This window comes from Streptomyces sp. NPDC050147, from assembly GCF_040660195.1.
Taxonomy (GTDB): Bacteria; Actinomycetota; Actinomycetes; order Streptomycetales; family Streptomycetaceae; genus Streptomyces.
Window position 1 is genome coordinate 139,557 of record NZ_JBFALJ010000001.1, and the last position, 21,250, is coordinate 160,806.

Below are 21,250 nucleotides of genomic sequence, written 5' to 3' on the forward strand. Positions count from 1 at the left end.
CCCGGACCACGGGGCCCGCGTCAGGCGCTCGCGCCGAGTTCGCGGACCGCGTCCGCGAACGCGTCACCACGCTTGTTGTAGTTGGTGAACATGTCCATCGACGCACAGGCCGGAGCCATCAGTACGGTGTCCCCCGGCTCGGCGAGCCGTGCCGCCTGCCGTACCGCCTCGGACATCGCCCCAGTGTCGGTCCGGTCGAGGTCGACGACCGGGACCTCGGGCGCGTGTCGCGCCAGGGCTTCGCGGATCAGCGCGCGGTCGGCGCCGATCAGGACGACGCCCCGCAGCCGCTTGGCCGACTCGGCGACCAGATCGTCGAAGGTGGCGCCCTTGGCGAGCCCGCCCGCGATCCAGACGATCGACTCGTACGCCGCCAACGAGGCTTGCGCGGCGTGGGTGTTGGTGGCCTTGGAGTCGTCGACGTACGCCACCTCGGCCACGTCGGCGACGTGTTCGATGCGGTGGGCGTCCGGACGGAAGGCGCGCAGACCGTCGCGTACGGCCGTCGCGGGCACGCCGTAGGCGCGCGCGAGAGCCGCCGCGGCCAGGGCGTTGGCGATGTTGTGCGGGGCAGGCGGCTGCACGTCGGAGATCTCGGCGAGCTCCTGGGCCTGCTTCTGGCGGTCCGGCACGAAGGCACGGTCGACCAGGATGCCGTCCACGACGCCGAGTTGCGAGGGCGCGGGCGCGTTCAGCGTGAAACCGATGGCGCGGCAGCCCTCTTCGACGTCGGCCTCGCGGACGAGGTCCTCGGTGGCCTTGTCCGCGACGTTGTAGACGCAGGCGACCTGATTGCCCTCGTAGATCCGGCCCTTGTCGGCGGCGTACGCCTCCATGGAGCCGTGCCAGTCCAGGTGGTCGGGCGCGAGGTTCAGGACGGTCGCCGAGTGGGCGCGAAGCGAGGGCGCCCAGTGCAGTTGGTAGCTGGAGAGTTCCACGGCGAGCACGTCGTACGGCTCCTCGCCGGTGACGACGTCGAGGAGGGAGACCCCGATGTTGCCGACGGCGGCAGTGCGCAGACCGGCCGCCTCCAGGATCGAGGCCAGCATGCGCACGGTCGTGGTCTTGCCGTTCGTGCCGGTGACCGCGAGCCAGGGCGCTGCGTCAGGGCCGCGCAGGCGCCAGGCGAGCTCGACGTCGCCCCACACCTCGACACCGGCAGCCGCTGCCGCCGCGAAGAGCGGCTTGTCCGGCTGCCAGCCGGGCGTGGTGACGACGAGTTCGGTGCCTTCGGGCAGGGTGGCCCCGTCGCCGAGGCGGACGCCGATGCCCTCGGACCTCAGCTCCTCGGCCTGCGTACGGGAGCGCTCGTCGTCGCCGTCGTTGACGACCGTGACGACGGCGCCCAGGCCGTTCAGCACGCGGGCCGCCGGGATTCCGGAGACGCCGAGCCCGGCGACGGTGACGTTCTTCCCCTGCCAGCTGGTCACTTCTTGGCTGCCCATCCCGCGTAGAAGAGGCCGAGTCCCACGATCACGCACATGCCCTGGATGATCCAGAAGCGGACCACCACAAGGACTTCGGACCACCCCTTGAGTTCGAAGTGGTGCTGCAGTGGCGCCATGCGGAAGACGCGCTTGCCGGTCATGCGGAACGAGCCGACCTGGATGACGACGGACATCGTGATCAGGACGAAGAGGCCGCCGAGCAGGGCGAGCAGCATCTCGGTGCGCGAGCAGATCGCGAGTCCGGCGAGCGCGCCGCCGAGGGCGAGCGAGCCGGTGTCACCCATGAAGATCTTGGCGGGCGAGGTGTTCCACCACAGGAAGCCGAAGCAGGCGCCCATCAGCGCGGAGGCCACCACCGCGAGGTCGAGTGGGTCTCTGACCTCGAAACACGCCTGTGGGTTGGTCAGCGTGACGGCGTTGGCGCAGGACTCCTGGTACTGCCAGACACCGATGAAAGTGTACGCGCCGAAGACCATCACGGAGGCGCCCGTGGCGAGGCCGTCGAGGCCGTCGGTGAGGTTCACGCCGTTCGACATCGCGAGGATCATGAACAGCGCCCAGACCACGAAGAGCACCGGGCCGATCGACCAGCCGAAGTCCGTGACGAACGACAGCTTGGTGGAGGCCGGGGTCTGGTTGCGGTTGTCGGGCCAGTTCAGCGCGAGCACGGCGAAGCCGATGCCGACGATCAGCTGTCCGGCCATCTTCGCCTTGGCGCGCAGGCCGAGCGAGCGCTGCTTGACGATCTTGATGTAGTCGTCGAGGAAGCCGACGAGGCCCATGCCGGCCATCAGGAAGAGCACGAGGAGACCGGAGAGCGTGGTCTCCGTGCCCGTGATGACCTTCGTGAGGAAGTACGCGATGAGCGTGGCCAGGATGAAGGCGATGCCACCCATGGTCGGCGTACCGCGCTTGCTGTGGTGCTCGCGCGGGCCGTCGTCCCGGATGAACTGCCCGTAGCCCTTGCGGGCCAGGAACTTGATCAGGAGCGGGGTTCCGACCAGGGTCAGGAAGAGCCCGATCACACCCGCGAAGAGGATCTGCCTCATCGGCCGGCGACCTGCCCCTCGGACGACGCGGAGTCATCGAGCAGCGCCGTGGCGACTCGCTCGAGACCGACCGATCTGGAAGCCTTCACCAGCACGACGTCTCCCGGGCGCAGCTCGCTGCGCAGCAGGTCGATCGCCGCCTGTGCGTCGGACACGTGCACCGACTCCTCACCCCACGAACCCTCGTTGTATGCGCCCAGTTGGAGCCAGGACGCTTCCCTGCCCCCGACTGCCACGAGCTTGCTCACGTTCAGCCGGACAGCGAGCCGTCCGACCGCGTCGTGTTCGGCGAGACCCTCGTCACCGAGCTCGGCCATGTGACCGAGCACCGCCCACGTACGACGTCCCTTGGCCATGGCCGCGAGCGCGCGCAGGGCGGCTCGCATGGACTCGGGGTTCGCGTTGTAGGCGTCGTTGACGACCGTCACGCCGTCCGGGCGCTCGGTGACCTCCATCCGCCAGCGGGACAGCGTGCCCGCCTCGGAGAGCGCGCGGGCGATCTCGTCTGCGGACATGCCCAGCTCATGGGCGACGGCGGCCGCGGCAAGCGCGTTCGACACGTGGTGCTCACCGTACAGCCGCAAGGTCACGTCGCTGCACCCGGAGGGTGTGTGCAGCGTAAAGGCGGGCTGTCCGATCTCCGTGAGCCGGACATTCTCGGCACGTACGTCGGCGTCGGCGGCCTCTCCGAAGAGCAGGACGCGCGCCTTCGTGCGCGAAGCCATGGCGCGGACGAGGGGGTCGTCGGCGTTGAGGACGGCGGTGCCGTCGGCGGGGAGCGACTCGACGAGTTCACCCTTCGCCTGTGCGATCTGCTCGCGTCCGCCGAACTCGCCGATGTGGGCGGTCCCGACGTTGAGCACGAGGCCGATCTTCGGCGGGGTGAGGCCGGTGAGGTAGCGGATGTGGCCGATGCCGCGGGCGCCCATCTCCAGGACGAGGAACTTCGTCTCGTCGGTGGCGCTGAGGGCGGTGAGCGGCAGGCCGATCTCGTTGTTGAGCGAGCCCGGCGTGAAGACCGTGGGCGCCTTGCTCCGCAGGACCTGGGCGAGCAGGTCCTTGGAGCTGGTCTTGCCGACGGAGCCGGTGAGCGCCACGAGCGTCGCGCCCAGCCGCTCCACGACGTGCCGTGCGAGGGCGCCGAGCGCCGCCTGCACGTCGTCGACGACGATGGCGGGTACGCCGACGGGGCGCGAGGCGAGGACGGCTGCGGCGCCCGCGTCGACCACCGCGGACGCGTAGTCGTGGCCGTCGACGCGTTCGCCGGCGAAGGCTACGAAGAGGCTGCCGGGCTCCACTTCACGGGAGTCCCTGACGACCGGTCCGGTGACCTGGACGGACGGATCCGGTATGTCGTACGTCTGCCCGCCGACGACACTGGCGATCTCGGCGAGGGAGAGGGCGATCACAGATTCATCCCTGGGTTTGCTGGATAGCTTCGCGAAGTACCTGGCGGTCGTCGAAGGGACGCACCACCCCGGCGATGTCCTGTCCCTGCTCGTGGCCCTTGCCCGCGACGAGCACCGTGTCGCCCGGCTGGGCCAGGGCGACGGCCGCGCGGATGGCGGCGGCACGGTCCTCGAAGACGGCGACGTCACCGCGTTCGTGGGACGGCACGTCGGCGGCGCCGGCGAGCATCGTGGCGAGGATCGCGAGGGGGTCCTCGCCACGGGGGTTGTCGGAGGTCAGTACGGCGGTGTCGGCGAGCCTGGCCGCCGCGGCGCCCATCGGCATCCGCTTGGTCTTGTCCCGGTCGCCGCCGCAGCCGAGGACGATGTGCAGCTTGTTCTCGGTGACCTTGCGCAGGGCGCGCAGGACCGATTCGACGGCGTCCGTCTTGTGGGCGTAGTCGACGACCGCGAGGTAGGGCTGGCCCGCGTCGACGCGCTCCAGGCGGCCCGGGACGCCCGGCACGGCGCCGATGCCGTCGGCTGCCTGCTGCGGGTCGATCCCGGCGACGGCCAGCGAGACGATCGCGGAGAGCGTGTTGGCCACGTTGAAAGGACCGGCCAGCGGGGACTTGGCGGTGATCCGCTCGCCCTGCGGGCCGACCACGACGAACGTGGAGTCGAACGGCGTGACCTCGACGCCTTCCGCCCGCCAGTCGGCGTCGGGGTGGCCCTCGGCGGAGAAGGTGGTGACGGGGACCTCGGACTCGTCGATGAGCCGACGCCCGTACTCGTCGTCGAAGTTGACCACTCCGACCTTGGACCGCAGCTTGGTGAACAGCTGCGCCTTGGCCTGGAAGTAGTCCTCCATGTCGGAGTGGAACTCCATGTGCTCCGGGCTGAGGTTGTTGAAGACGGCGACGTCGAAGACGCAGCCGTCCACCCGCCCGAGCACGAGGGCGTGGGAGGAGACCTCCATGGCGACGGCCTCGACACCGCGCTCGCGCATCACCGCGAACAGCGCCTGGAGGTCGGTCGCTTCAGGGGTCGTACGTTCGGACTTGATCCGCTCCTCACCGATGCGCATCTCGACCGTGCCGATGAGGCCGGTCGACCGGATGCCCTTGAGGCCGCCCTCGACGAGATACGCCGTGGTGGTCTTGCCGGACGTACCGGTGATGCCGATCTGGAGCAGACCGCGCCCCGGGTGGCCGTAGACCGTGGCCGCGAGCTCGCCCATGGAGCCGCGCGGGTTGTCGACGACCAGGACCGGCAGGCCCGTGACGGCCGCGCGTTCGGCGCCCGTCGGGTCGGTGAGGATGGCGGCGGCGCCGAGATCGGCGGCCTGGGCGACGAAGTCGGCGCCGTGCAGCCGGGCGCCGGGCAGCGCGGCATAGATGTCGCCAGGGCGGACCGCGCGGGAGTCGTGCGTGATGCCGCTGACCTCCCCGGTGCCCGGGGCGGCGACGCCCAGCTGATCGGCGATCCTGGCGAGCGGCGTCGCGGAGACCTGGACCGGCCGCGGCGGTCCCGGATATGTCACGGGAACGCCCTTCTGGGTGGTTTGGGACTGATCAGCGTGTGGCACGGCGGTGAGCGTACCGGGCTCACCGGGCTCAGGGCGAAGCGGGCGGTGTGGCGGGGGCTGGTTCCCGGGCTTCGGGGTGATCGTCGTCACGGAATGGTCCTGGTCAGGGTTGGAAGGTGACCGGCAGACGGGCCGCGCCCTTGCCGGTGGGCGGGACCTGGAGCGTCTTGAGGGCGAACTGCATGACTTCCTTGTAGATGGGACCGCAGATCTGGCCGCCGAAGTAGCTGCCCTTGGTGGCGTTCTGGATCGCGCAGTAGACGGTGACGCGCGGCTTGTCGGCGGGCGCGAACCCGGCGAACGACGAGGTGTAGCCCTTGTACTTGCCGGTCTGAGGGTCGACCCGGTTGGCCGTACCCGTCTTGCCCGCGACCCGGTAGCCGGGGATGCGGGCCTTGGTGCCCGTGCCCTCTTCGTCGTCGACGACGGACTCGAGCATCTGCGACACCGTCTTGGCGGTCTTCGCGCTCACCACACGGGTCTTCTTGGGCTTCGGCGCGGGCGTGAAGCGGCCGTCGGGGCCCTTCGTGCCGCGCACCAGCGTGGGCTCGATGCGTACGCCGTCGTTGGCGATGGTCGAGTAGACGGAGGTCGCCTGCATCGCGTTGATCGAGAAGCCCTGGCCGAACGGGATCGTGTACTGCTGCGAGGTGGACCACTTGTCGGGGGGTGCGAAGATGCCGGACGTCTCGCCGGGGAAGCCGAGCCCGGTCTCCTTGCCGATGCCGAACTTCCGCAGGTACGAGTAGAGCGACCGGTTGGCTTCCTTCTGGGTCTTGCCCAGTTCGCCGGTGGCCAGGATCGTGCCGATGTTGCTGGACTTGGCGAGCACGCCGTTGAGCGTGAGGTGCCAGGTCGGATGGTCGATGTCGTCCTGGAAGAGCCGGTCGCCGCGGTGCAGCCGGTTGGGGACCGTCACGCGCGTGGCGGGCGTGGCCGCGTTCTCCTCCAGGACGGCGGCCATCGACATGACCTTGGCGGTGGAACCCGGCTCGAAGGCGTCCTGGAGCGAGGCGTTGCCCAGCGCCGTGCCGTCGGCCTGCGAGAGGTCGTTCGGGTCGAAGCCCGGGGCGTTGGCCATCGCGAGGATCTCGCCGGTCTTGTTGTCCTGCACTATCACGTAGCCGCGGTCCGCCCCGGACTTCTCCACCTGCCTGGTGATGGCGCTCTGCGCGGCCCACTGGATGTCGCGGTCGATGGTGAGTTCGACGTCCGAGCCGGGCACGGCGGGCGTCTCCGTGCTCCCCGCGGTGGGCACCTGGTGGCCACCGGACTGGGCGTACCTGATCTTGCCGTCCTTGCCGGCGAGCTCCTTGTCGAGCTGCTGCTCCAGGCCGCCCGCGCCCTTGCCCTCGGCGTTGACCCAGCCCAGTATCCCGGCGCCCAGGTTGTCGTTCGGGTACACGCGCTTGCTGCTGGGGTCCTGGAAGACGCCCGCCAGGACATTGGCGCTCTTCTTGTCGGTGCGCGCCTTGTCGTCGAGCGCGCCGCGCAGGTCCTTGATCTGTTTCCAGACCTGCGGGGTCTGCCGGCGGGCGAGCAGGACGTAACGCGTCTTGGGGGTCTTGAGCTGCTTGGTGAGCCGGTCGACGTCCTTGTCGAGGATGGGGGCGAGGAGGGCTGCGGCCTGCTCGGGCCCGTCCTTGATGCCCATTTCCTTCGCCGTGAACATCGTGGGGTCGGCCGTGATGTCGTACGCGTCGACGCTGGCGGCCAGTTCGACGCCGTTGCGGTCGGTGATGCCGCCGCGCTCGGCGGTCAGGACATGGCTGAAGTAGCGGTTCTTCTCGGCCTTGGCGGTGTACACGCTCGCGTCGACCGCCTGCACTTGGAGGAGGCGTACGACGAAGGCCAGCATCACCAGGGTCAGGCCGAGGCTCACCATGCGGAGGCGGGGCCGCGGGCTGCCGAGGCGGATGGTGCGGGCCTTGGTGGCCGGGCGCGGGCGGCGCGCGGCGGGGCGGGGCCCCGGTCCCGGGCGGCGGCGCTGTTCGCCGGGGCGGGCGGGGCGCGAGGGCCGCGCGGGACCCGGGACCCTGCGTCGCGGGGGTTGGCGGTCCGTCACTTACGTCACCTGCCGGAAGTCGTGGGGCCGGGCGTCGCGGAGAGGTGGGGCGTGGGCGAGGCGCCCGGGGCCGTGGCGGCGGGCACCGGGGAGGCCTGGGGCGCCGCTGAGGGCGCCGAGGACGCTGAGGGCGGCACCACCGGGATCGAGACCGAGGGCGCCGGGGACGCCACCTCCTGCGGGCGCGGGTCGGGCCGCAGCGCGGAGGACTGCTCGGCGGCTCCCGGAACGCCGCGCACGGTGCCGTCCGGGTTCAGGAAGGCCGGGTCGCCGCCCGGGACCATGCCCAGCTCTCGGGCGCGGCGCTGGAGGGCCTCAGGGGCGGCGTAGGCGTCCACGTCCCGCTGGAGCTCCTGCTCCTGGTCGGTGAGCTCCGTCGTCTCCTTCTTGAGCTCGCTCAGCTGGAAGGAGCCTTCGTTGAGCGAGGAGTTCAGGATGAGCAGCGTGATCAGACCGCCGCCGAGCAGCACCACGACGAGCAGCACGAAGGGCGTGCGTGCGGCCTGGCTCGGCCCCGCCGGCAGCAGCCGCGCGAGGCGGGCGGCCCGCCCCCGCAGCTGGGGCTTCTTGTTCATGAGGCCTCCTCGGGAACGCCGTTCACGGGTCCTCCCGGCGGGCGCGCTTCACGCGGCCTCCTCGCGGATGCGCTGCGCACCCCGCAGCCGTGCCGGGGCCGCCCGGCGGTTCTCGGCGATCTCTTCCTCGGTGGGGAGTTCGGCGCCGCGCGTGAGCAGCTTGAGCCGGGGCTGGTAGCGCTCGGGGACGACGGGCAGGCCGGGTGGCGCGGTCGTCGTGGCACCGGCCGCGAACACCTGCTTGACCAGCCTGTCCTCCAGCGAGTGGTACGACAGGACGGCGATGCGGCCGCCGACGGCGAGCGCCTTCACGGCCGCCGGAATGGCCGCCTCCAGGACGCTCAGCTCGCCGTTGACCTCGATGCGCAGGGCCTGGAAGGTGCGTTTGGCGGGGTTGCCGCCGGTGCGCTTGGCGGCCTGCGGCAGGGAGTCGCGGATCAGCTCGACGAGCCGCGCGCTGTTGCTGAACGGCTCCTTCTCGCGCTCGCGCACGACGGCGCTCACGATCCGCTTGGCCTGCTTCTCCTCGCCGTACTGGCGCAGGATGCGCACCAGTTCGCCCGGCGCGTACGTGTTGAGGACCTCGGCGGCGCTCATGCCGGTCGTCTGGTCCATGCGCATGTCCAGGGGCGCGTCCTGGGCGTAGGCGAAGCCCCGGTCGGCCTCGTCGAGTTGCATCGAGGAGACGCCGAGGTCGAACAGGACGCCCTGGACCTTCGCGATGCCGAGCCGGTCGAGCACCTCGGGCAGTTCGTCGTAGACCGCGTGCACCAGTTCGGCCCGGTCGCCGAAGGGGGCGAGCCGCTCCCCGGAGAGCCGCAGCGCCTCCTTGTCCCGGTCGAGCCCGATGAGGCGGGCCGACGGGAAGGTGGAGAGCAGCGCCTCGCTGTGGCCGCCGAGCCCGAGGGTGCAGTCGACGACGACCGCGCCCGGCTCGGCGAGCGCGGGGGCCAACAGGTCCAGGCATCGCTGGAGCATCACCGGGACGTGTCGGGTCTGGCTCAAAGGGCCCTCTCAGGTCCGGCGCGGAGCGCGGTGCGCACGGCCGGGTCCCCGCCCGCTCCAGAAGGGGAATGGCCTGCTGGCGCCGGGGAAGTGGCGTCAGCCGACCGGGAGCGGGAGGAGGCCGAGCCGTACGTACGCGTCGCGCACGTGGGGGGATTCAGGGAATCCCCGGTGAACAGTCCAGCTGGGAGCAGGGTCACGGCTCCCACTTCGCGTCACTTTAGTCCACCGTGTCGCCCGGTCAATCAACTGGCCTGCGCGTCGCGGACGGGTCGCCGACGAGCCGCTGACGGGCCGCGAAAGACGCCTCGTCACCCGTTCGGGGGAAGGCGTCGCACCCCTGTGGGTTAGCTCACAACAAGACTCATTGACGTTCTTTGTCCCTTCTCACAGCGGGCCTGAGCGATCAGTGCCGACTACCGTCGTAGCCATGTCGACTTCCGCATCTCCCACGGGCCGCTTCCCCGCAGGACCGACCGGCGGCATAGCCGCCGGTGACACCGTCACGGACCGCCTCGTCGAGGCGAACAAGCGGTACTCAGCCAAATTCACGGACCCTGGCATGGACGCACGACCCGTCCTCGGCGTGGCCGTCGTGGCCTGCATGGACGCCCGTCTCGATCTGCACGACGCGCTCGGTCTCGAGCTGGGCGACTGCCACACCATCCGCAACGCGGGCGGCGTGGTCACCGACGACGTCGTGCGCTCCCTGACGATCAGCCAGCGCGCGCTCGGCACGCGCAGCGTCGTGCTGATCCACCACACCAGCTGCGGCCTGGAGAGCCTCACCGAGGAGTTCCGGCACGAGCTGGAGCTCGAGGTCGGCCAGCGGCCCGCCTGGGCGGTGGAGTCCTTCCGCGACGTCGATCAGGACGTACGGCAGTCGATGCAGCGGGTGCGGACCTCGCCGTTCCTTCTGCACACCGACGATGTGCGGGGATTCGTCTTCGATGTGACCACCGGTCTGCTGCGGGAGATCGACCCTGCGTGACCGGGTCCGAAGCGGATCTTTCCGGAACGTCTCGGCGGGCAAAGGGCCGTAAGACCTGACATATCGCCGCCAGTTATCCACGGGCGAGTGACACAACCCGGTATGCCCAACAAGAATGCGGGTGGGCGTCACGCTGAACCATTCACGCGTGGCGTCCGTGATTCGGGGTGGGCCGGGCCGCACACACATGCGTCGGCCCGGAGAACGTGTCCGAGGAGGGCCGGGTGACGACCTATGACGATCGAGCGAGCCTCACAGATCTGACCGCCACAGCGGAGCGTGTCCGCGGGTCGGTCGAGGGTGTGATCGAGGGCAAGCCAGAGGTCGTACGGCTTTCGCTGACCGTGCTCCTCGCCGAGGGGCACTTGCTGATCGAGGATGTACCGGGCGTGGGCAAGACCATGCTCGCCAAGGCGCTGGCACGATCCATCGACTGTTCCGTGCGGCGCATCCAGTTCACGCCCGACCTGCTGCCGTCGGACATCACTGGTGTGTCCATCTTCGACCAGCAGCGCCGGGACTTCGAGTTCAAGCCCGGCGCGATCTTCGCGCAGATCGTGATCGGCGACGAGATCAACCGCGCGTCTCCCAAGACGCAGTCGGCGCTCCTGGAGTCCATGGAGGAACGCCAGGTCACCATCGACGGGCAGACCTACGAACTGCCGAGCCCCTTCATGGTGGTGGCGACGCAGAACCCCGTCGAGATGGAGGGGACCTATCCCCTGCCCGAGGCGCAGCGCGACCGCTTCATGGCGCGCGTCTCGATCGGCTATCCGAACGCGGAGGCCGAACTGCAGATGCTGGACGTCCACGGCGGTGTCTCGCCGCTGGACGACCTCCAGCCGGTGGCGCACGCGCACGACATCGTGAAGCTCATCGACGCGGTCCGCACGGTCCATGTCGCCGACGCCGTGCGGCGGTACGCCGTGGACCTGGTGGGGGCGACCCGCAACCACCCGGACCTGAGACTCGGGGCGTCGCCGCGCGCGACGCTGCACCTGCTGCGGGCGGCCAAGGCGTCCGCGGCGCTCAGCGGCCGCGATTTCGCCCTGCCGGACGACATCCAGGCCCTCGCCGTCGCGGTGCTCGCGCACCGGCTGCTGCCCACCGCCCAGGCCCAGCTGAACCGGCGCACGGCCGAATCGGTCGTCCTGGAGATCCTCCAGCGCACGCCCGTGCCCGCCGCCACCCAGCCCAGCAGCGGTTACTTCAACCAGCAGCCGCCCGGCGCACGGAGGCTGTGATGGCGGCCGGGGGGCCGCAGCCGGCGCAGGACGAGGAGGGCAAGGGCGGACTGCGGACCGCGCTCGCGGGTCTGACCACGCGCGGGCGCTCGTTCCTCGCGGCCGGGGTCGCCGCCGCCATCTGCGCGTATGTCCTGGGACAGAGCGATCTGCTCCGGGTCGGGCTGCTGCTCGCCGTGCTTCCGCTGGTGTGCGCGACGGTGCTCTACCGCACCCGCTACCGCGTCGCCGGCAGCCGCAGGCTCTCCCCCGCGCGCGTGCCCGCCAGTTCGGAGGCGCGTGTCCACCTGCGGATGGACAACGTCTCGCGGCTGCCCACGGGACTGCTCATGCTCCAGGACCGGGTGCCCTACGTCCTCGGGCCGCGGCCCCGCTTCGTGCTCGACCGGGTGGAGGCGGGGGGCCGCCGGGAGGTGTCCTACCGCGTCCGCTCGGACCTGCGGGGGCGCTATCCGCTGGGCCCGCTGCAACTGCGCCTGACGGACCCGTTCGGGATGTGCGAACTGACCCGGTCCTTCTCCACGTACGACACCTTGACGGTCATCCCACGGGTGGAGGCGCTGCCTCCGGTACGGCTCACCGGCGAGGCCAAGGGGTACGGCGACGGGCGTAACCGCTCGCTGGCCCTCGCGGGCGAGGACGACGTGATCCCGCGGGGCTACCGCCACGGCGACGACCTGCGCCGCGTCCACTGGCGCTCCACGGCCCGCTACGGCGAGCTGATGGTGCGCCGCGAGGAGCAGCCGCAGCGGGCCCGCTGCACGGTGCTCCTGGACACCCGGGCACACGCTTTCCGGGGCGCGGGGCCCGACTCGGCCTTCGAGTGGGCGGTGTCGGGCACGGCGTCCACCCTGGTGCACATGCTCGAACGGGGCTTTTCGGTACGGCTGTTGACGGACACCGGCAACTCCGTGCCCGGCGAGGGCGCGGACGGTTTCGCGGGTGCGAGCCAGGAGTCGGCGGACGCGGCAGGACTGATGATGGACACCCTCGCGGTGATCGACCACTCGGACGGCGCGGGGCTCTCCCCCGCGTACGACGTGCTGCGCGGCGGCAACGAAGGCCTGCTGATCGCCTTCTTCGGTGACCTCGACGAGGAACAGGCGTCGGTGGCCGCCAAGATGCGCCAGCGCAGCGGCGCCGCGGTCGCCTTCGTCCTGGACAGCACGGTCTGGGCGCAGGGCCCCGGCGGCGCTCCCTCGGCCCCCGGCGACGAGCGGGTCCGGATGCTGCGCGAGGCGGGCTGGACGGCCGTGGCGGTGCCTCCCGGGATCGCCCTGGTGGACCTGTGGCGCCAGGCCGACCATCTGCGGGCGAGCACGGGCCCGGCTCCCGCGGCGGGGACGACGACCGGGGGCTGGGGATGAGCGGCCGAGCCCGCGCACGTACGACGACAACACGTACGACAACTGCACGTACCGCAACTGCACGTACGGCAACAGGGGGGCGTTCATGAGTGGGCGCGCGCGACTCGCGCTCTGTGCCACGGCGGCCACGCTGATGGCATCGGGGGCGCTGCTGCCGCTCGTCGATCCGGCGACGTGGTTCGTCCAGGCGGCGATCCTGCTCGCGCTGCAGAGCGGCGTGGGCGCGCTCACCCGGCGGGTCCCGCTGGCCCGGCCGGTCACGGTCGCGGTGCAGGCCCTGGTGACGCTGCTGTTGCTGACGCTGGTGTTCGCCCGCGAGCAGGCGATCGGCGGGGTCGTTCCGGGCCCCGACGTCTTCCGGGAGTTCGGGCGGCTGTTCGAGGCGGGCGGCAACGACGTCGGGCAGTACGCGATCCCGGCGCCGCTCAGTGACGGCATCCGGCTGATGCTGGTCGGCGGCGTCCTGCTGATCGGCCTCGCGGTGGACGCCCTCGCGGTGACGTTCCGTACGGCGGCGCCCGCGGGTCTTCCGCTGCTGGCGCTGTACTCGGTCGCCGCGGGACTCTCCGGGGACGGGGCCGGATGGCTGTGGTTCCTGCTCGCGGCCGCCGGGTATCTGCTGCTGCTCCTGGCGGAGGGACGTGACCGGCTCTCCCAGTGGGGGCGGGTCTTCGGGGGTGCGGCGCGCGCGCCGGGCCGGATCTCGGGGGGCCTCGAGACCGACAGCGGCGCGATCGCGCCCGTCCGCACGGGGCGGCGCATCGGCGCGGTCGCGCTGGGCATCGCCCTGGTGGTGCCGCTCGCGCTGCCCGCTCTGGACGGCGGTCTCCTCGACGGTTCCGGTGGTGGCGGAGGGTCCGGTCCGGGCGTTGGCGGCAAGATCTCCGCGGTGAATCCGCTGGTCGCGCTCCAGGACAGCCTGAACGAACCGGAAGACCGCGAGGTCATCTCGTACAAGACGAACGCCAAGGAGACCGAGAACCTCTATCTGCGGATCGTCTCCCTCGACCAGTTCGACGGCACGACCTGGGAGAGCAAGGTCCGGAGCATCGAGGACGTGCCGTCGCGCCTGGAGGACCCGCCCGGGCTCTACCCCGACGTCCCCAGGAGCGAGATCCAGACCAACATCTCGGCCGCCGAGGACTACGCCCAGAACTGGCTGCCGATGCCCTACCCCGCGAGCGAGGTGAAGATCAACGGCAGCTGGCGGTACGAGCCGGTGGGGCGCGGCATCGTCGGTAACCCCGGCCAGACGACGCGGGGCGCGCAGTACCAGGTCAAGAGCCTCATCGTGCAGCCCACGGCCGAGCAGCTCGCCAACGCCTCCGAGCCGCCCAGGCAGATCGCGGAGGAGTTCACCAAGGTGCCCGGCTCCCTGCCGCCCGTGGTGGCCTCCGAGGCCCGCGAGATCACCAAAGGCTCGGCGAACGACTACGAGAAGGCGGTCAAGCTCCAGGACTACTTCGCCTCGGAGGGCGGCTTCACGTACAACACGCAGGTGAAGGCGGGCAGCGGCCCGCAGGCCATAGCCCGCTTCCTGGAGCAGAAGGAAGGCTTCTGCGTGCACTTCTCGTTCGCGATGGCCGCGATGGCGCGGACGCTGGACATCCCGGCGCGCGTCGCGGTGGGCTTCACGCCCGGCGCCGCCCAGGCGAACGGCTCGATGTCGGTCGGCCTGCGGGACGCGCACGCCTGGCCCGAGCTGTACTTCGAGGGTGTGGGCTGGACCCGCTTCGAGCCGACACCGAACCGCGGCACAGTGCCGGACTACACGCGCCCGGACACCCCGTCCGACAACGCGAGCGACCCGGCGGCTCCCGAGGCGTCCTCGTCGTCGGCGCCGTCCGGCGAGCCCTCGGCCTCCGCGAGCTGCCCGCCCGACCAGCAGAGGCAGGGCGGCTGCGCGAGCACGGCCGCGGCGATCGCGGGCGGCTCGGGCGGTGAGGGACCGCCGATCGGCACGATCGTGGCCGTGGCCCTGGGGGCGCTGATGGTGCTCGGCCTGCCCTTGCTGCCGATGCTGTGGCGTCGGCGCGTCCGTGCGGTACGTCTGGGCTCGCCGGGCCGTACGGAGGCGGACGCCGCCGCGCGCACCTTGGCCGCCTGGCTGGAGGTGACCGATACGGCCTGGGACCACGGGATCATGCCGGACGACTCACAGACCCCGCGCAAGGCGGCGGCCCGGATCGTACGCATCGGGCAGCTCACCGCGGCGCCCGCGGAATCCGCCCACCGGCTGGCGGCGGCGGTCGAGCAGGTGCTCTACGCGCCAAGGCCCCAGCCGACGACCGGCCTGGCCGATGACGTGCACCGCGTATCCGACGGTCTGCGGGCCACGTCGAACCGCCCGGCCCGGCTGCGGGCGGCGCTCGCCCCGCATTCGGCCGCACGGGTGGTGTGGGCGGTCTCGGACCGCTGGGCGGCGGTCAAGGCGCGGTGGTCCGAGCGGATCGCCAAGCGGTGGTCGGCACTGCGGAGGCCTTCGCGGCCGTCGCAGCAGGGGGGCTAGAGGGCGGTAGCAGGCGGCTTGAGGGCATGTGTAAGGGGTGAGCGCCTGGGCGCTCACCCCTTACACATGCCGAGCCGTACACGCGTCATTGCGACCGTTACACGCGTCGTTCCGACCGGAACACACGTCAGCCGTCGGCCTCGGTGAGGCCGACGGCTGACGTCCTGCACTGCTCTGAAAAGTCAGGAGCTCATTGGCCCTGTTCGTCGCGGCGGCGCTGCCAACGCTGTTCGATCCGGTCCATCATCGACCGGCGCTGCCTGGTCTGCCGACGGCCAGGGGCGCTGCCCGGTGCCGTGGGCGTGCCGGCGGCCGGCTGTTCACCTGGCTTGGGCGCTTTGCGCCATCCGGTGACGGCGAGCACCGCACAACCCAGCATGACGAGGAAACCCACCACGCTCACCCAGATCTGCTGGGCGACCATTCCCGCCATGAGAAGGGCGATACCCACAAGGAAGCCCGCGACCGCTTGGTAGACCCGTCGCCGGGTGTACGTACGCAGCCCGCTTCCCTCGAGCGCTGTCGCGAACTTGGGATCTTCGGCGTACAGCGCTCGCTCCATCTGCTCGAGCATGCGCTGCTCGTGCTCCGAGAGCGGCACGGAGTCCTCCTCATCGTGCAGTCGCCGGGGCGACCGGGGGTCCCCTTCAGGATAGGCAGGGAATCGCCCCCGTGAAACCCGCCCCTCTGCGCCAACTTCGCCAAACCGGACCACCCTGCCGCTCCGGCTCGCTGAAGCGTTCATTCCCCAGCGGCCGGCCCGGCATGCCGGACGGTCTGCCTCGATCATACGGCGCCCATAGCCCGTTCGGGGGGTGTGTGCCGTACTCCATGTGCCGCTGCGCCGCTGATCAGCGGGGCAGCCCTGCCGGACGTCAGGCCTCGTCCGCATCCCGGGTCTCGCCGAGCACATGCAGCTGGGTGGCCACGGAGTGGAAGGCGGCCAGCTCTGCGGCGGCCGCCTCCAGCTTGAGGAGGGCCTCCAGGGCGCCGGGTTCGGTGTCCACGAGAACGCCGGGAACCAGGTCGGCGAAGACCCGCACGCCGTGCACCGCGCTGACTTCGACGCCGGCGCTCTCCACCAGTTCGGTGAGCTGTTCGGCGGTGAAGCGCCGCGGCACGGGGTCGCCCTCGCCCCATCGGCCCGCCGGGTCGTCGAGCGCCTGCCTGGCCTCGGTGAAGTGCCCGGCGAGTGCCCTGGCGAGCACGGCTCCGCCGAGTCCCGCGGCGAGCAGGCTGAGGGTGCCGGAGGGCCGCAGCGCGCCGACCGCGTGGCGCACGCCCTCGGCGGGGTCGTCCACGTACTCCAGGACGCCGTGGCACAGGACGGCGTCGAACCCGGACCGCTCCACGACGTCGAAGAGGCCGTGTACGTCGCCCTGGACGCCGCGCACCCGGTCGGCGACGCCCGCCTCGGCGGCCCGGCGCTCGAGCGCGAAGAGGGCGTTCGGGCTGGGGTCGACGACGGTGACGCGGTGGCCGAGACGGGCGACGGGCACGGCGAAGTTTCCGCTGCCGCCTCCGGTGTCGAGCACGTCGAGGGAGCGTGACTCCCGGCCCGTGGCCTTGACCCGGCGGTCGAGGGCGTCCTTGAGGACCTCCCAGACCACGGCGGTACGGAGAGAAGCGCGGGGGCGCATCGGGTCCGACACGGCAGTTGACTCCTCGGCGCGTCCACCGCACGTCCGCGGCGGAGCTAGGGGGTTCCCTCCGCCTGCTCTTGTGACAGCCAGGAGGGTGCGGGCGCTCCCACCCTATTGCCTTCGGCCGACTGCCCCGTCACCCCTCTCGGCTCGCGTCCGGCGGCTCCCGCCTGGGCTGAGGCAGCACGGGCTGCAGCCCCAGCATCCGCTCGACGAGGCGTAGGAACATCCCCACGTCACGCAGCAGGTCGTCCGCGTCCCGGACGGTGGCCGCGCCCTGTATGCCCGCCTCCGCGCGGGCCCTGCGTGGCGCGCCGGAGGCGAAGAGGGCGCTCCACTCGATCAGTTCGGGTGCTATCTCGGGCAGCACTTCCCAGGCGCTCCGGATGCGCTGCCTGCGACGCGGGGTCGCCTCGGGCCGGCCGCGGGCGGCGAGCACGGCGGCCGCGGTGCGCAGGGCCGCGAGGTGGGCCGTGGCATAGCGCTCGTTCGGAGTCTCCAGGTGCGCGGCCTCGTCGATGCCGGCGCGGGCCTGGGCGAGCAGTTCGAGTGCGGCGGGCGGGGCCGTGGCCCGGCGCAGGACGGGGTGGACGTCGCTCGCGGGGCCGGTCGCTACGGGGGCAGGGCCGACGGGGCGGTGCCGACGTGCGGCTGCTGCGGAAGTGCGGGCCATGACGAACCTCCTGTCGTCGCGTAACGGCTATGTGGCCGTATGTGCACATCGTGTAGTACGCCACTGACAATCGGCTCTGACCTGCACTTTTGCCTCGATCGCCGGTTCGCGTTAGTTTTTGCACTGACCAGTCAGTTCAAAAAGTGGGTGCGAGGGGGAACTGTGGACGGGCCGAACGACGGCGCGCGGGGAGCCGCCGTCACAGCGCGGGAGTTCGGGCTCAAGGGACCGCGGGGCTGGGCGTTCCGCGGGGTCGATGTCGAGGCCGGGCCCGGGTCGCTGATCGCGATCGAGGGGGCTTCGGGGTCGGGCCGCACCTGTCTGCTGCTCGCGCTCACCGGGCGGATGCGCCCCACCGAGGGCGAGGCCTCGGTGGGGGGCTTCCGGCTGCCCAAGCAGCTCGCGGCGGTGCGCCGGATCAGCGCGCTCGGGCCCGTGCCCGGCGTGACGGACCTCGATCCGGCGTTCACCGTCGCCGAGCACCTGCACGAACGGGCGCTTCTGGAGCGGCGGTTCGGCGGCTCCCTGCGGGGTCTGCTGAGGCCGCGCGCCGAGCGGACGGCCGAGGCGCGGCTGCGGGTCGACACGGCGCTGACGGCCGCGGGGCTCGACATGGAGTCGTTGCCCAAGGGCCGGCGGACCTCCGTACGCGACCTGGAGCGCCTCGAAGTGCTGCGGCTCTCCGTGGCCCTGGCGCTGATCGGGCGCCCTGGGCTGCTGGGCGTCGACGACGTCGACCTCAAGCTGTCGGACGCCGAACGGCGCGAGGCCTGGGACCTGTTGAGGTCACTCACTCAGAGCGGCACCACCGTCGTGGCCGTGTGCAACGAAGCCCCCGACGACGCGATCGCCGTTTCCACGGACCGCGCCGACGACAACGAAACCGACGACAAGGAGACGGCGGATGCGCTCGCCGAAGCTGGCCTCGCTTGAGCTCAGGCGCTTCGGCAGGGGAAAGCTGCCGCGTGCCGCGCTCGTCGCGCTCCTGCTGCTGCCGCTGCTGTACGGCGCGCTGTACCTCTGCTCGTTCTGGGACCCGTACGGCCGCCTGGACCGCATACCCGTGGCGCTCGTCAACGACGACAAGGGCGCCACGGCCGCGGGCAAGAAGCTCGCGGTGGGCGACGGCATCGTCGAGGGACTCGAGGACAGCAAGACCTTCGACTGGCACGAGGTGAGTTCCGCCGAAGCGCGCGCGGGTGTCGAGGACGGGACGTACTACCTGTCCCTGACGATGCCGTCCGACTTCAGCCGGCGCGTCGCGTCGAGTTCGGGCGACTCCCCGGAGACGGGCGCCCTTCAGGTCCGCACGAACGACGCCAACAACTACATCGTCGGGCAGATCTCCCGGACGGTCTTCTCCGAGGTGCGCGCGGCGGCCTCCACGAAGGCCTCGCGTTCCTTCCTCGACAAGATCTTCATCTCGTTCTCCGACATCCACGGGGCGACCGAGAAGGCCGCCAAGGGCGCCGACAAGCTCGACAGCGGCATCGGTGAGGCCAAGAAGGGCTCGAAGAAGCTCGCGACCGGCCTCAAGGACGCCAAGACCGGCAGCAGTGACCTGGCCGGGGGCATCAAGAAGCTCGACAAGGGCGCCGGTGATCTGGAGGACGGGTCGAGGAAGGTCTCGGACGGCACCCAGAAGCTGGCCGACAAGGTCAACGGCACCGCGGACAAGGTGCGGCCCTTCCTCAAGGACAACGGCAAGACCATCGGGGACACGGCCAAGCTCGTCGCCGACTCCTCCAAGGCCCTGCGGAACAACCTGGACACCTGGGTCAAGCTCGCACCCGTCGCGGCCGACGGCGCCGAGAAGGGCTCGCAGACCATCGGCGGCCTCTACACGGAACGCTGTGTGGACCTCCCGGTGCCCGACCCGGCCTGCCCGGAGCTCAAGGAGGCCAAGAAGGCCGCCGAGAACGTGTCGACCATCGCGGACGACATGAACACCGTGGTCAAGGACCAGGACAGCGACGTCAAGAAGCTCGACAAGCACCTCGCCGCGCTGCAGAAGAAGTCCCAGGCGCTCGCCGACCGGGCCCCGCACCTGGACGAGGACCTGAACAAGGCCGTCACCCAGATCAACGAACTCAACACGGGCGCGGGCAAGGTCGCCAAGGGCGCCAAGAAGCTGCACACGGGCCTCGGCACCGCCAAGACCGGCGCCAAGGACCTCGACACGGGCATCGGCAAGCTCGAGACGGGCGCGAGTGACCTCAAGGGCGGCATGTTCAAGCTGGCCGACGGCTCCCAGAAGCTGTCCGGCGGGCTGCACGACGGCGTCAAGAAGATCCCGGACTACGACAAGAAGGACCGCGACCAGCGCACCGACGTCATGGCCGACCCGGTGCAGCTCGCTTCCCAGTCGATGCACAAGGCGCCCAACTACGGCACGGGCTTCGCGCCGTACTTCATCCCGCTGTCCCTGTGGGTCGGCGCGATGGTGGCGTACATGCTGATCCAGCCGCTCAACCGGCGCGCGCTCGCCGCGGGCGCCTCCGCATGGCGGATCGCGTTCGCGGGCTGGCTTCCGGTCGCCGCCCTCGGCGTACTGCAGACGGCGGCCCTGATGTCGGTCCTGCACTGGGGGCTCGGCCTGCAGATGGCGCGGGCCGCCGGGACGGTGGGCTTCCTCTCCCTGGTGACGTGCTGCTTCGCGGCGATCGTGCAGTGGCTGAACGCGCGCTTCGGGGCGGCGGGGCGCATCCTCGTCCTCGCGGTCCTGATGCTCCAGCTGACCTCGGCAGGCGGCACGTACCCCGTACAGACGAGTCCGTCCTTCTTCGGCGCGATCCATCCCTTCTTGCCGATGAGTTACGTGGTCGACGCCCTGAGGAGGCTCATCACGGGCGGTGAGCTCGGGCCCGTCTGGCAGGCGTGCGTGGTCCTCACGGCCTTCACGGCGGGCGCCCTCGCGCTGACCGCGCTCTCCGCGCGCCGGAAGCAGGTGTGGACCCTGGACCGCCTGCACCCGGAACTGAGCCTGTGAGACCCGCAAGTGCGCCTGTAGGGGCGCCCAGACCTGTGAGAATCGGGCTTATGGACAGCAGCGCAACCAGCACCCGGCGTGAGGCCACCCGGCAGAAGCTCTACGAGGCGGCCGTCACCCTCATCGCGGAGCAGGGCTTCTCGGCCACGACGGTCGACGAGATCGCCGAGCGGGCCGGGGTCGCGAAGGGCACGGTCTACTACAACTTCGCGAGCAAGTCGGTCCTCTTCGAAGAGCTGCTTCGGCACGGCGTCGGCCTGCTCACCGCCTCCCTGAAGGAGGCGTCCGAGAAGACGGCCGGCAGCGGTGGCAGCCAGGTCGACGCCCTTGACGCGATGATCCGGGCGGGTCTGGTCTTCATCGACCGCTATCCGGCCTTCACCCAGCTGTACGTGGCCGAGCTGTGGCGCACCAACCGCGCCTGGCAGTCCACCCTGATGGTGGTCAGGCAGCAGGCGGTCGCCGTCGTGGAGGACGTCCTGCGCGCGGGCGTGAAGAACGGCGAGCTCAGCGAGGAGATCGACATCCCCCTGACGGCCGCCGCACTCGTCGGGATGGTCCTGGTGGCGGCCCTGGACTGGCAGGCCTTCCAGCCGGAGCGCTCCCTGGACGACGTGCACTCGGCGCTCTCGCGACTGCTGCAGGGCCGGGTGAGCGGCGGACGCTGAGCCGCCCGTGCAAAGGCGCCGGGCCGGTGCCTCCTGATCTCCAGGTGG

The 21,250-nt window shown here is 71.1% G+C and carries 17 protein-coding genes; 7 read left to right on the top strand and 10 right to left on the bottom strand.

The annotated features are described in order from the left end of the window. Nucleotides 1-20: 20 nt before the first annotated feature. From murD to rsmH, 7 genes are read right to left on the bottom strand one after another with little or no spacing between them, the layout of a single operon-like run. Nucleotides 21-1,445, bottom strand: a complete 1,425-nt coding sequence (gene murD, locus AB0I94_RS00635) for a UDP-N-acetylmuramoyl-L-alanine--D-glutamate ligase (RefSeq protein WP_363307175.1) — start codon at nt 1,443-1,445, stop codon at nt 21-23. Then, nucleotides 1,427-2,497 carry a phospho-N-acetylmuramoyl-pentapeptide-transferase gene (mraY, locus tag AB0I94_RS00640; protein ID WP_351162394.1) on the bottom strand — a complete coding sequence of 357 codons (1,071 nt, stop codon included), beginning with the start codon at nt 2,495-2,497 and terminating at the stop codon, nt 1,427-1,429. Before mraY ends, murD begins: the two co-directional genes overlap by 19 nt. Further along, a complete protein-coding gene (murF, locus tag AB0I94_RS00645; RefSeq protein ID WP_363307176.1) occupies nt 2,494-3,906 on the bottom strand; it encodes a UDP-N-acetylmuramoyl-tripeptide--D-alanyl-D-alanine ligase in 1,413 nt (470 codons plus the stop codon). Before murF ends, mraY begins: the two co-directional genes overlap by 4 nt. 4 nt (nt 3,907-3,910) lie before the next feature. Further along, a complete protein-coding gene (locus tag AB0I94_RS00650; protein ID WP_363307177.1) occupies nt 3,911-5,563 on the bottom strand; it encodes a UDP-N-acetylmuramoyl-L-alanyl-D-glutamate--2,6-diaminopimelate ligase in 1,653 nt (550 codons plus the stop codon). Between the two features lie 13 nt (nt 5,564-5,576). Beyond that, the gene (locus AB0I94_RS00655; RefSeq protein ID WP_363307178.1) at nt 5,577-7,538 is read right to left on the bottom strand and encodes a penicillin-binding protein 2; all 1,962 of its coding nucleotides are present in this window, start codon (nt 7,536-7,538) and stop codon (nt 5,577-5,579) included. A 5-nt stretch (nt 7,539-7,543) separates the two neighbouring features. Then, the gene (locus tag AB0I94_RS00660; RefSeq protein ID WP_363307179.1) at nt 7,544-8,113 is read right to left on the bottom strand and encodes a cell division protein FtsL; all 570 of its coding nucleotides are present in this window, start codon (nt 8,111-8,113) and stop codon (nt 7,544-7,546) included. Nucleotides 8,114-8,161: 48 nt separating this feature from the next. Further along, nucleotides 8,162-9,118, bottom strand: a complete 957-nt coding sequence (rsmH, locus tag AB0I94_RS00665; RefSeq protein WP_363307180.1) for a 16S rRNA (cytosine(1402)-N(4))-methyltransferase RsmH — start codon at nt 9,116-9,118, stop codon at nt 8,162-8,164. A gap of 430 nt (nt 9,119-9,548) precedes the next feature. Here rsmH and AB0I94_RS00670 point away from each other — a divergent pair, with 430 nt between their 5' ends. The 4 genes from AB0I94_RS00670 to AB0I94_RS00685 all read left to right on the top strand — a co-directional run bounded on the left by AB0I94_RS00670 (nt 9,549) and on the right by AB0I94_RS00685 (nt 15,229). Further along, entirely contained in the window at nt 9,549-10,109 is a 561-nt protein-coding gene (locus AB0I94_RS00670; RefSeq protein WP_363307181.1) for a carbonic anhydrase, read from the top strand. 224 nt (nt 10,110-10,333) lie between these two features. After that, complete coding sequence (locus AB0I94_RS00675; RefSeq protein WP_363307182.1) at nt 10,334-11,353, top strand: MoxR family ATPase; 1,020 nt, start codon at nt 10,334-10,336, stop codon at nt 11,351-11,353. Next, nucleotides 11,353-12,720: a DUF58 domain-containing protein gene (locus tag AB0I94_RS00680; protein WP_363307183.1), complete on the top strand. Its 1,368-nt coding sequence runs from the start codon at nt 11,353-11,355 to the stop codon at nt 12,718-12,720. The genes AB0I94_RS00675 and AB0I94_RS00680 overlap by 1 nt, the downstream gene beginning before the upstream one ends. A gap of 85 nt (nt 12,721-12,805) precedes the next feature. Then, entirely contained in the window at nt 12,806-15,229 is a 2,424-nt protein-coding gene (locus AB0I94_RS00685; protein ID WP_363307184.1) for a DUF3488 and transglutaminase-like domain-containing protein, read from the top strand. A gap of 190 nt (nt 15,230-15,419) precedes the next feature. Here the strand turns inward: AB0I94_RS00685 and AB0I94_RS00690 are convergent, their stop codons facing one another. The 3 genes from AB0I94_RS00690 to AB0I94_RS00700 all read right to left on the bottom strand — a co-directional run bounded on the left by AB0I94_RS00690 (nt 15,420) and on the right by AB0I94_RS00700 (nt 17,545). Further along, nucleotides 15,420-15,830, bottom strand: coding sequence for a DUF3040 domain-containing protein (locus tag AB0I94_RS00690; protein ID WP_363307185.1), 411 nt, complete (start codon nt 15,828-15,830; stop codon nt 15,420-15,422). 274 nt (nt 15,831-16,104) lie between these two features. Continuing rightward, a complete protein-coding gene (locus tag AB0I94_RS00695) occupies nt 16,105-16,881 on the bottom strand; it encodes a methyltransferase (protein WP_363307186.1) in 777 nt (258 codons plus the stop codon). A gap of 127 nt (nt 16,882-17,008) precedes the next feature. Further along, nucleotides 17,009-17,545 carry an SAV_6107 family HEPN domain-containing protein gene (locus tag AB0I94_RS00700; protein WP_363307187.1) on the bottom strand — a complete coding sequence of 179 codons (537 nt, stop codon included), beginning with the start codon at nt 17,543-17,545 and terminating at the stop codon, nt 17,009-17,011. Nucleotides 17,546-17,707: 162 nt separating this feature from the next. Here AB0I94_RS00700 and AB0I94_RS00705 point away from each other — a divergent pair, with 162 nt between their 5' ends. From AB0I94_RS00705 to AB0I94_RS00715, 3 genes are read left to right on the top strand one after another with little or no spacing between them, the layout of a single operon-like run. Then, complete coding sequence (locus tag AB0I94_RS00705) at nt 17,708-18,478, top strand: ATP-binding cassette domain-containing protein (protein WP_363307188.1); 771 nt, start codon at nt 17,708-17,710, stop codon at nt 18,476-18,478. Further along, a complete protein-coding gene (locus AB0I94_RS00710) occupies nt 18,450-20,534 on the top strand; it encodes a YhgE/Pip domain-containing protein (protein WP_363307189.1) in 2,085 nt (694 codons plus the stop codon). The genes AB0I94_RS00705 and AB0I94_RS00710 overlap by 29 nt, the downstream gene beginning before the upstream one ends. Nucleotides 20,535-20,584: 50 nt before the next feature. Continuing rightward, nucleotides 20,585-21,202: a TetR/AcrR family transcriptional regulator gene (locus AB0I94_RS00715; RefSeq protein ID WP_363307190.1), complete on the top strand. Its 618-nt coding sequence runs from the start codon at nt 20,585-20,587 to the stop codon at nt 21,200-21,202. Nucleotides 21,203-21,250 lie beyond the last annotated feature (48 nt).

Excerpts from the sequence above, each read along its gene's own strand:
- AB0I94_RS00660 (WP_363307179.1), bottom strand. The coding sequence starts at position 8,113 with ATGAACAAGAAGCCCCAGCTGCGGGGGCGGGCCGCCCGCCTCGCGCGG.
- AB0I94_RS00680 (WP_363307183.1), top strand. The coding sequence starts at position 11,353 with ATGGCGGCCGGGGGGCCGCAGCCGGCGCAGGACGAGGAGGGCAAGGGC.
- AB0I94_RS00710 (WP_363307189.1), top strand. The coding sequence starts at position 18,450 with ATGCGCTCGCCGAAGCTGGCCTCGCTTGAGCTCAGGCGCTTCGGCAGG.
- mraY (WP_351162394.1), bottom strand. The coding sequence starts at position 2,497 with ATGAGGCAGATCCTCTTCGCGGGTGTGATCGGGCTCTTCCTGACCCTG.
- AB0I94_RS00700 (WP_363307187.1), bottom strand. The coding sequence starts at position 17,545 with ATGGCCCGCACTTCCGCAGCAGCCGCACGTCGGCACCGCCCCGTCGGC.
- AB0I94_RS00685 (WP_363307184.1), top strand. The coding sequence starts at position 12,806 with ATGAGTGGGCGCGCGCGACTCGCGCTCTGTGCCACGGCGGCCACGCTG.
- murD (WP_363307175.1), bottom strand. The coding sequence starts at position 1,445 with ATGGGCAGCCAAGAAGTGACCAGCTGGCAGGGGAAGAACGTCACCGTC.
- AB0I94_RS00670 (WP_363307181.1), top strand. The coding sequence starts at position 9,549 with ATGTCGACTTCCGCATCTCCCACGGGCCGCTTCCCCGCAGGACCGACC.
- AB0I94_RS00715 (WP_363307190.1), top strand. The coding sequence starts at position 20,585 with ATGGACAGCAGCGCAACCAGCACCCGGCGTGAGGCCACCCGGCAGAAG.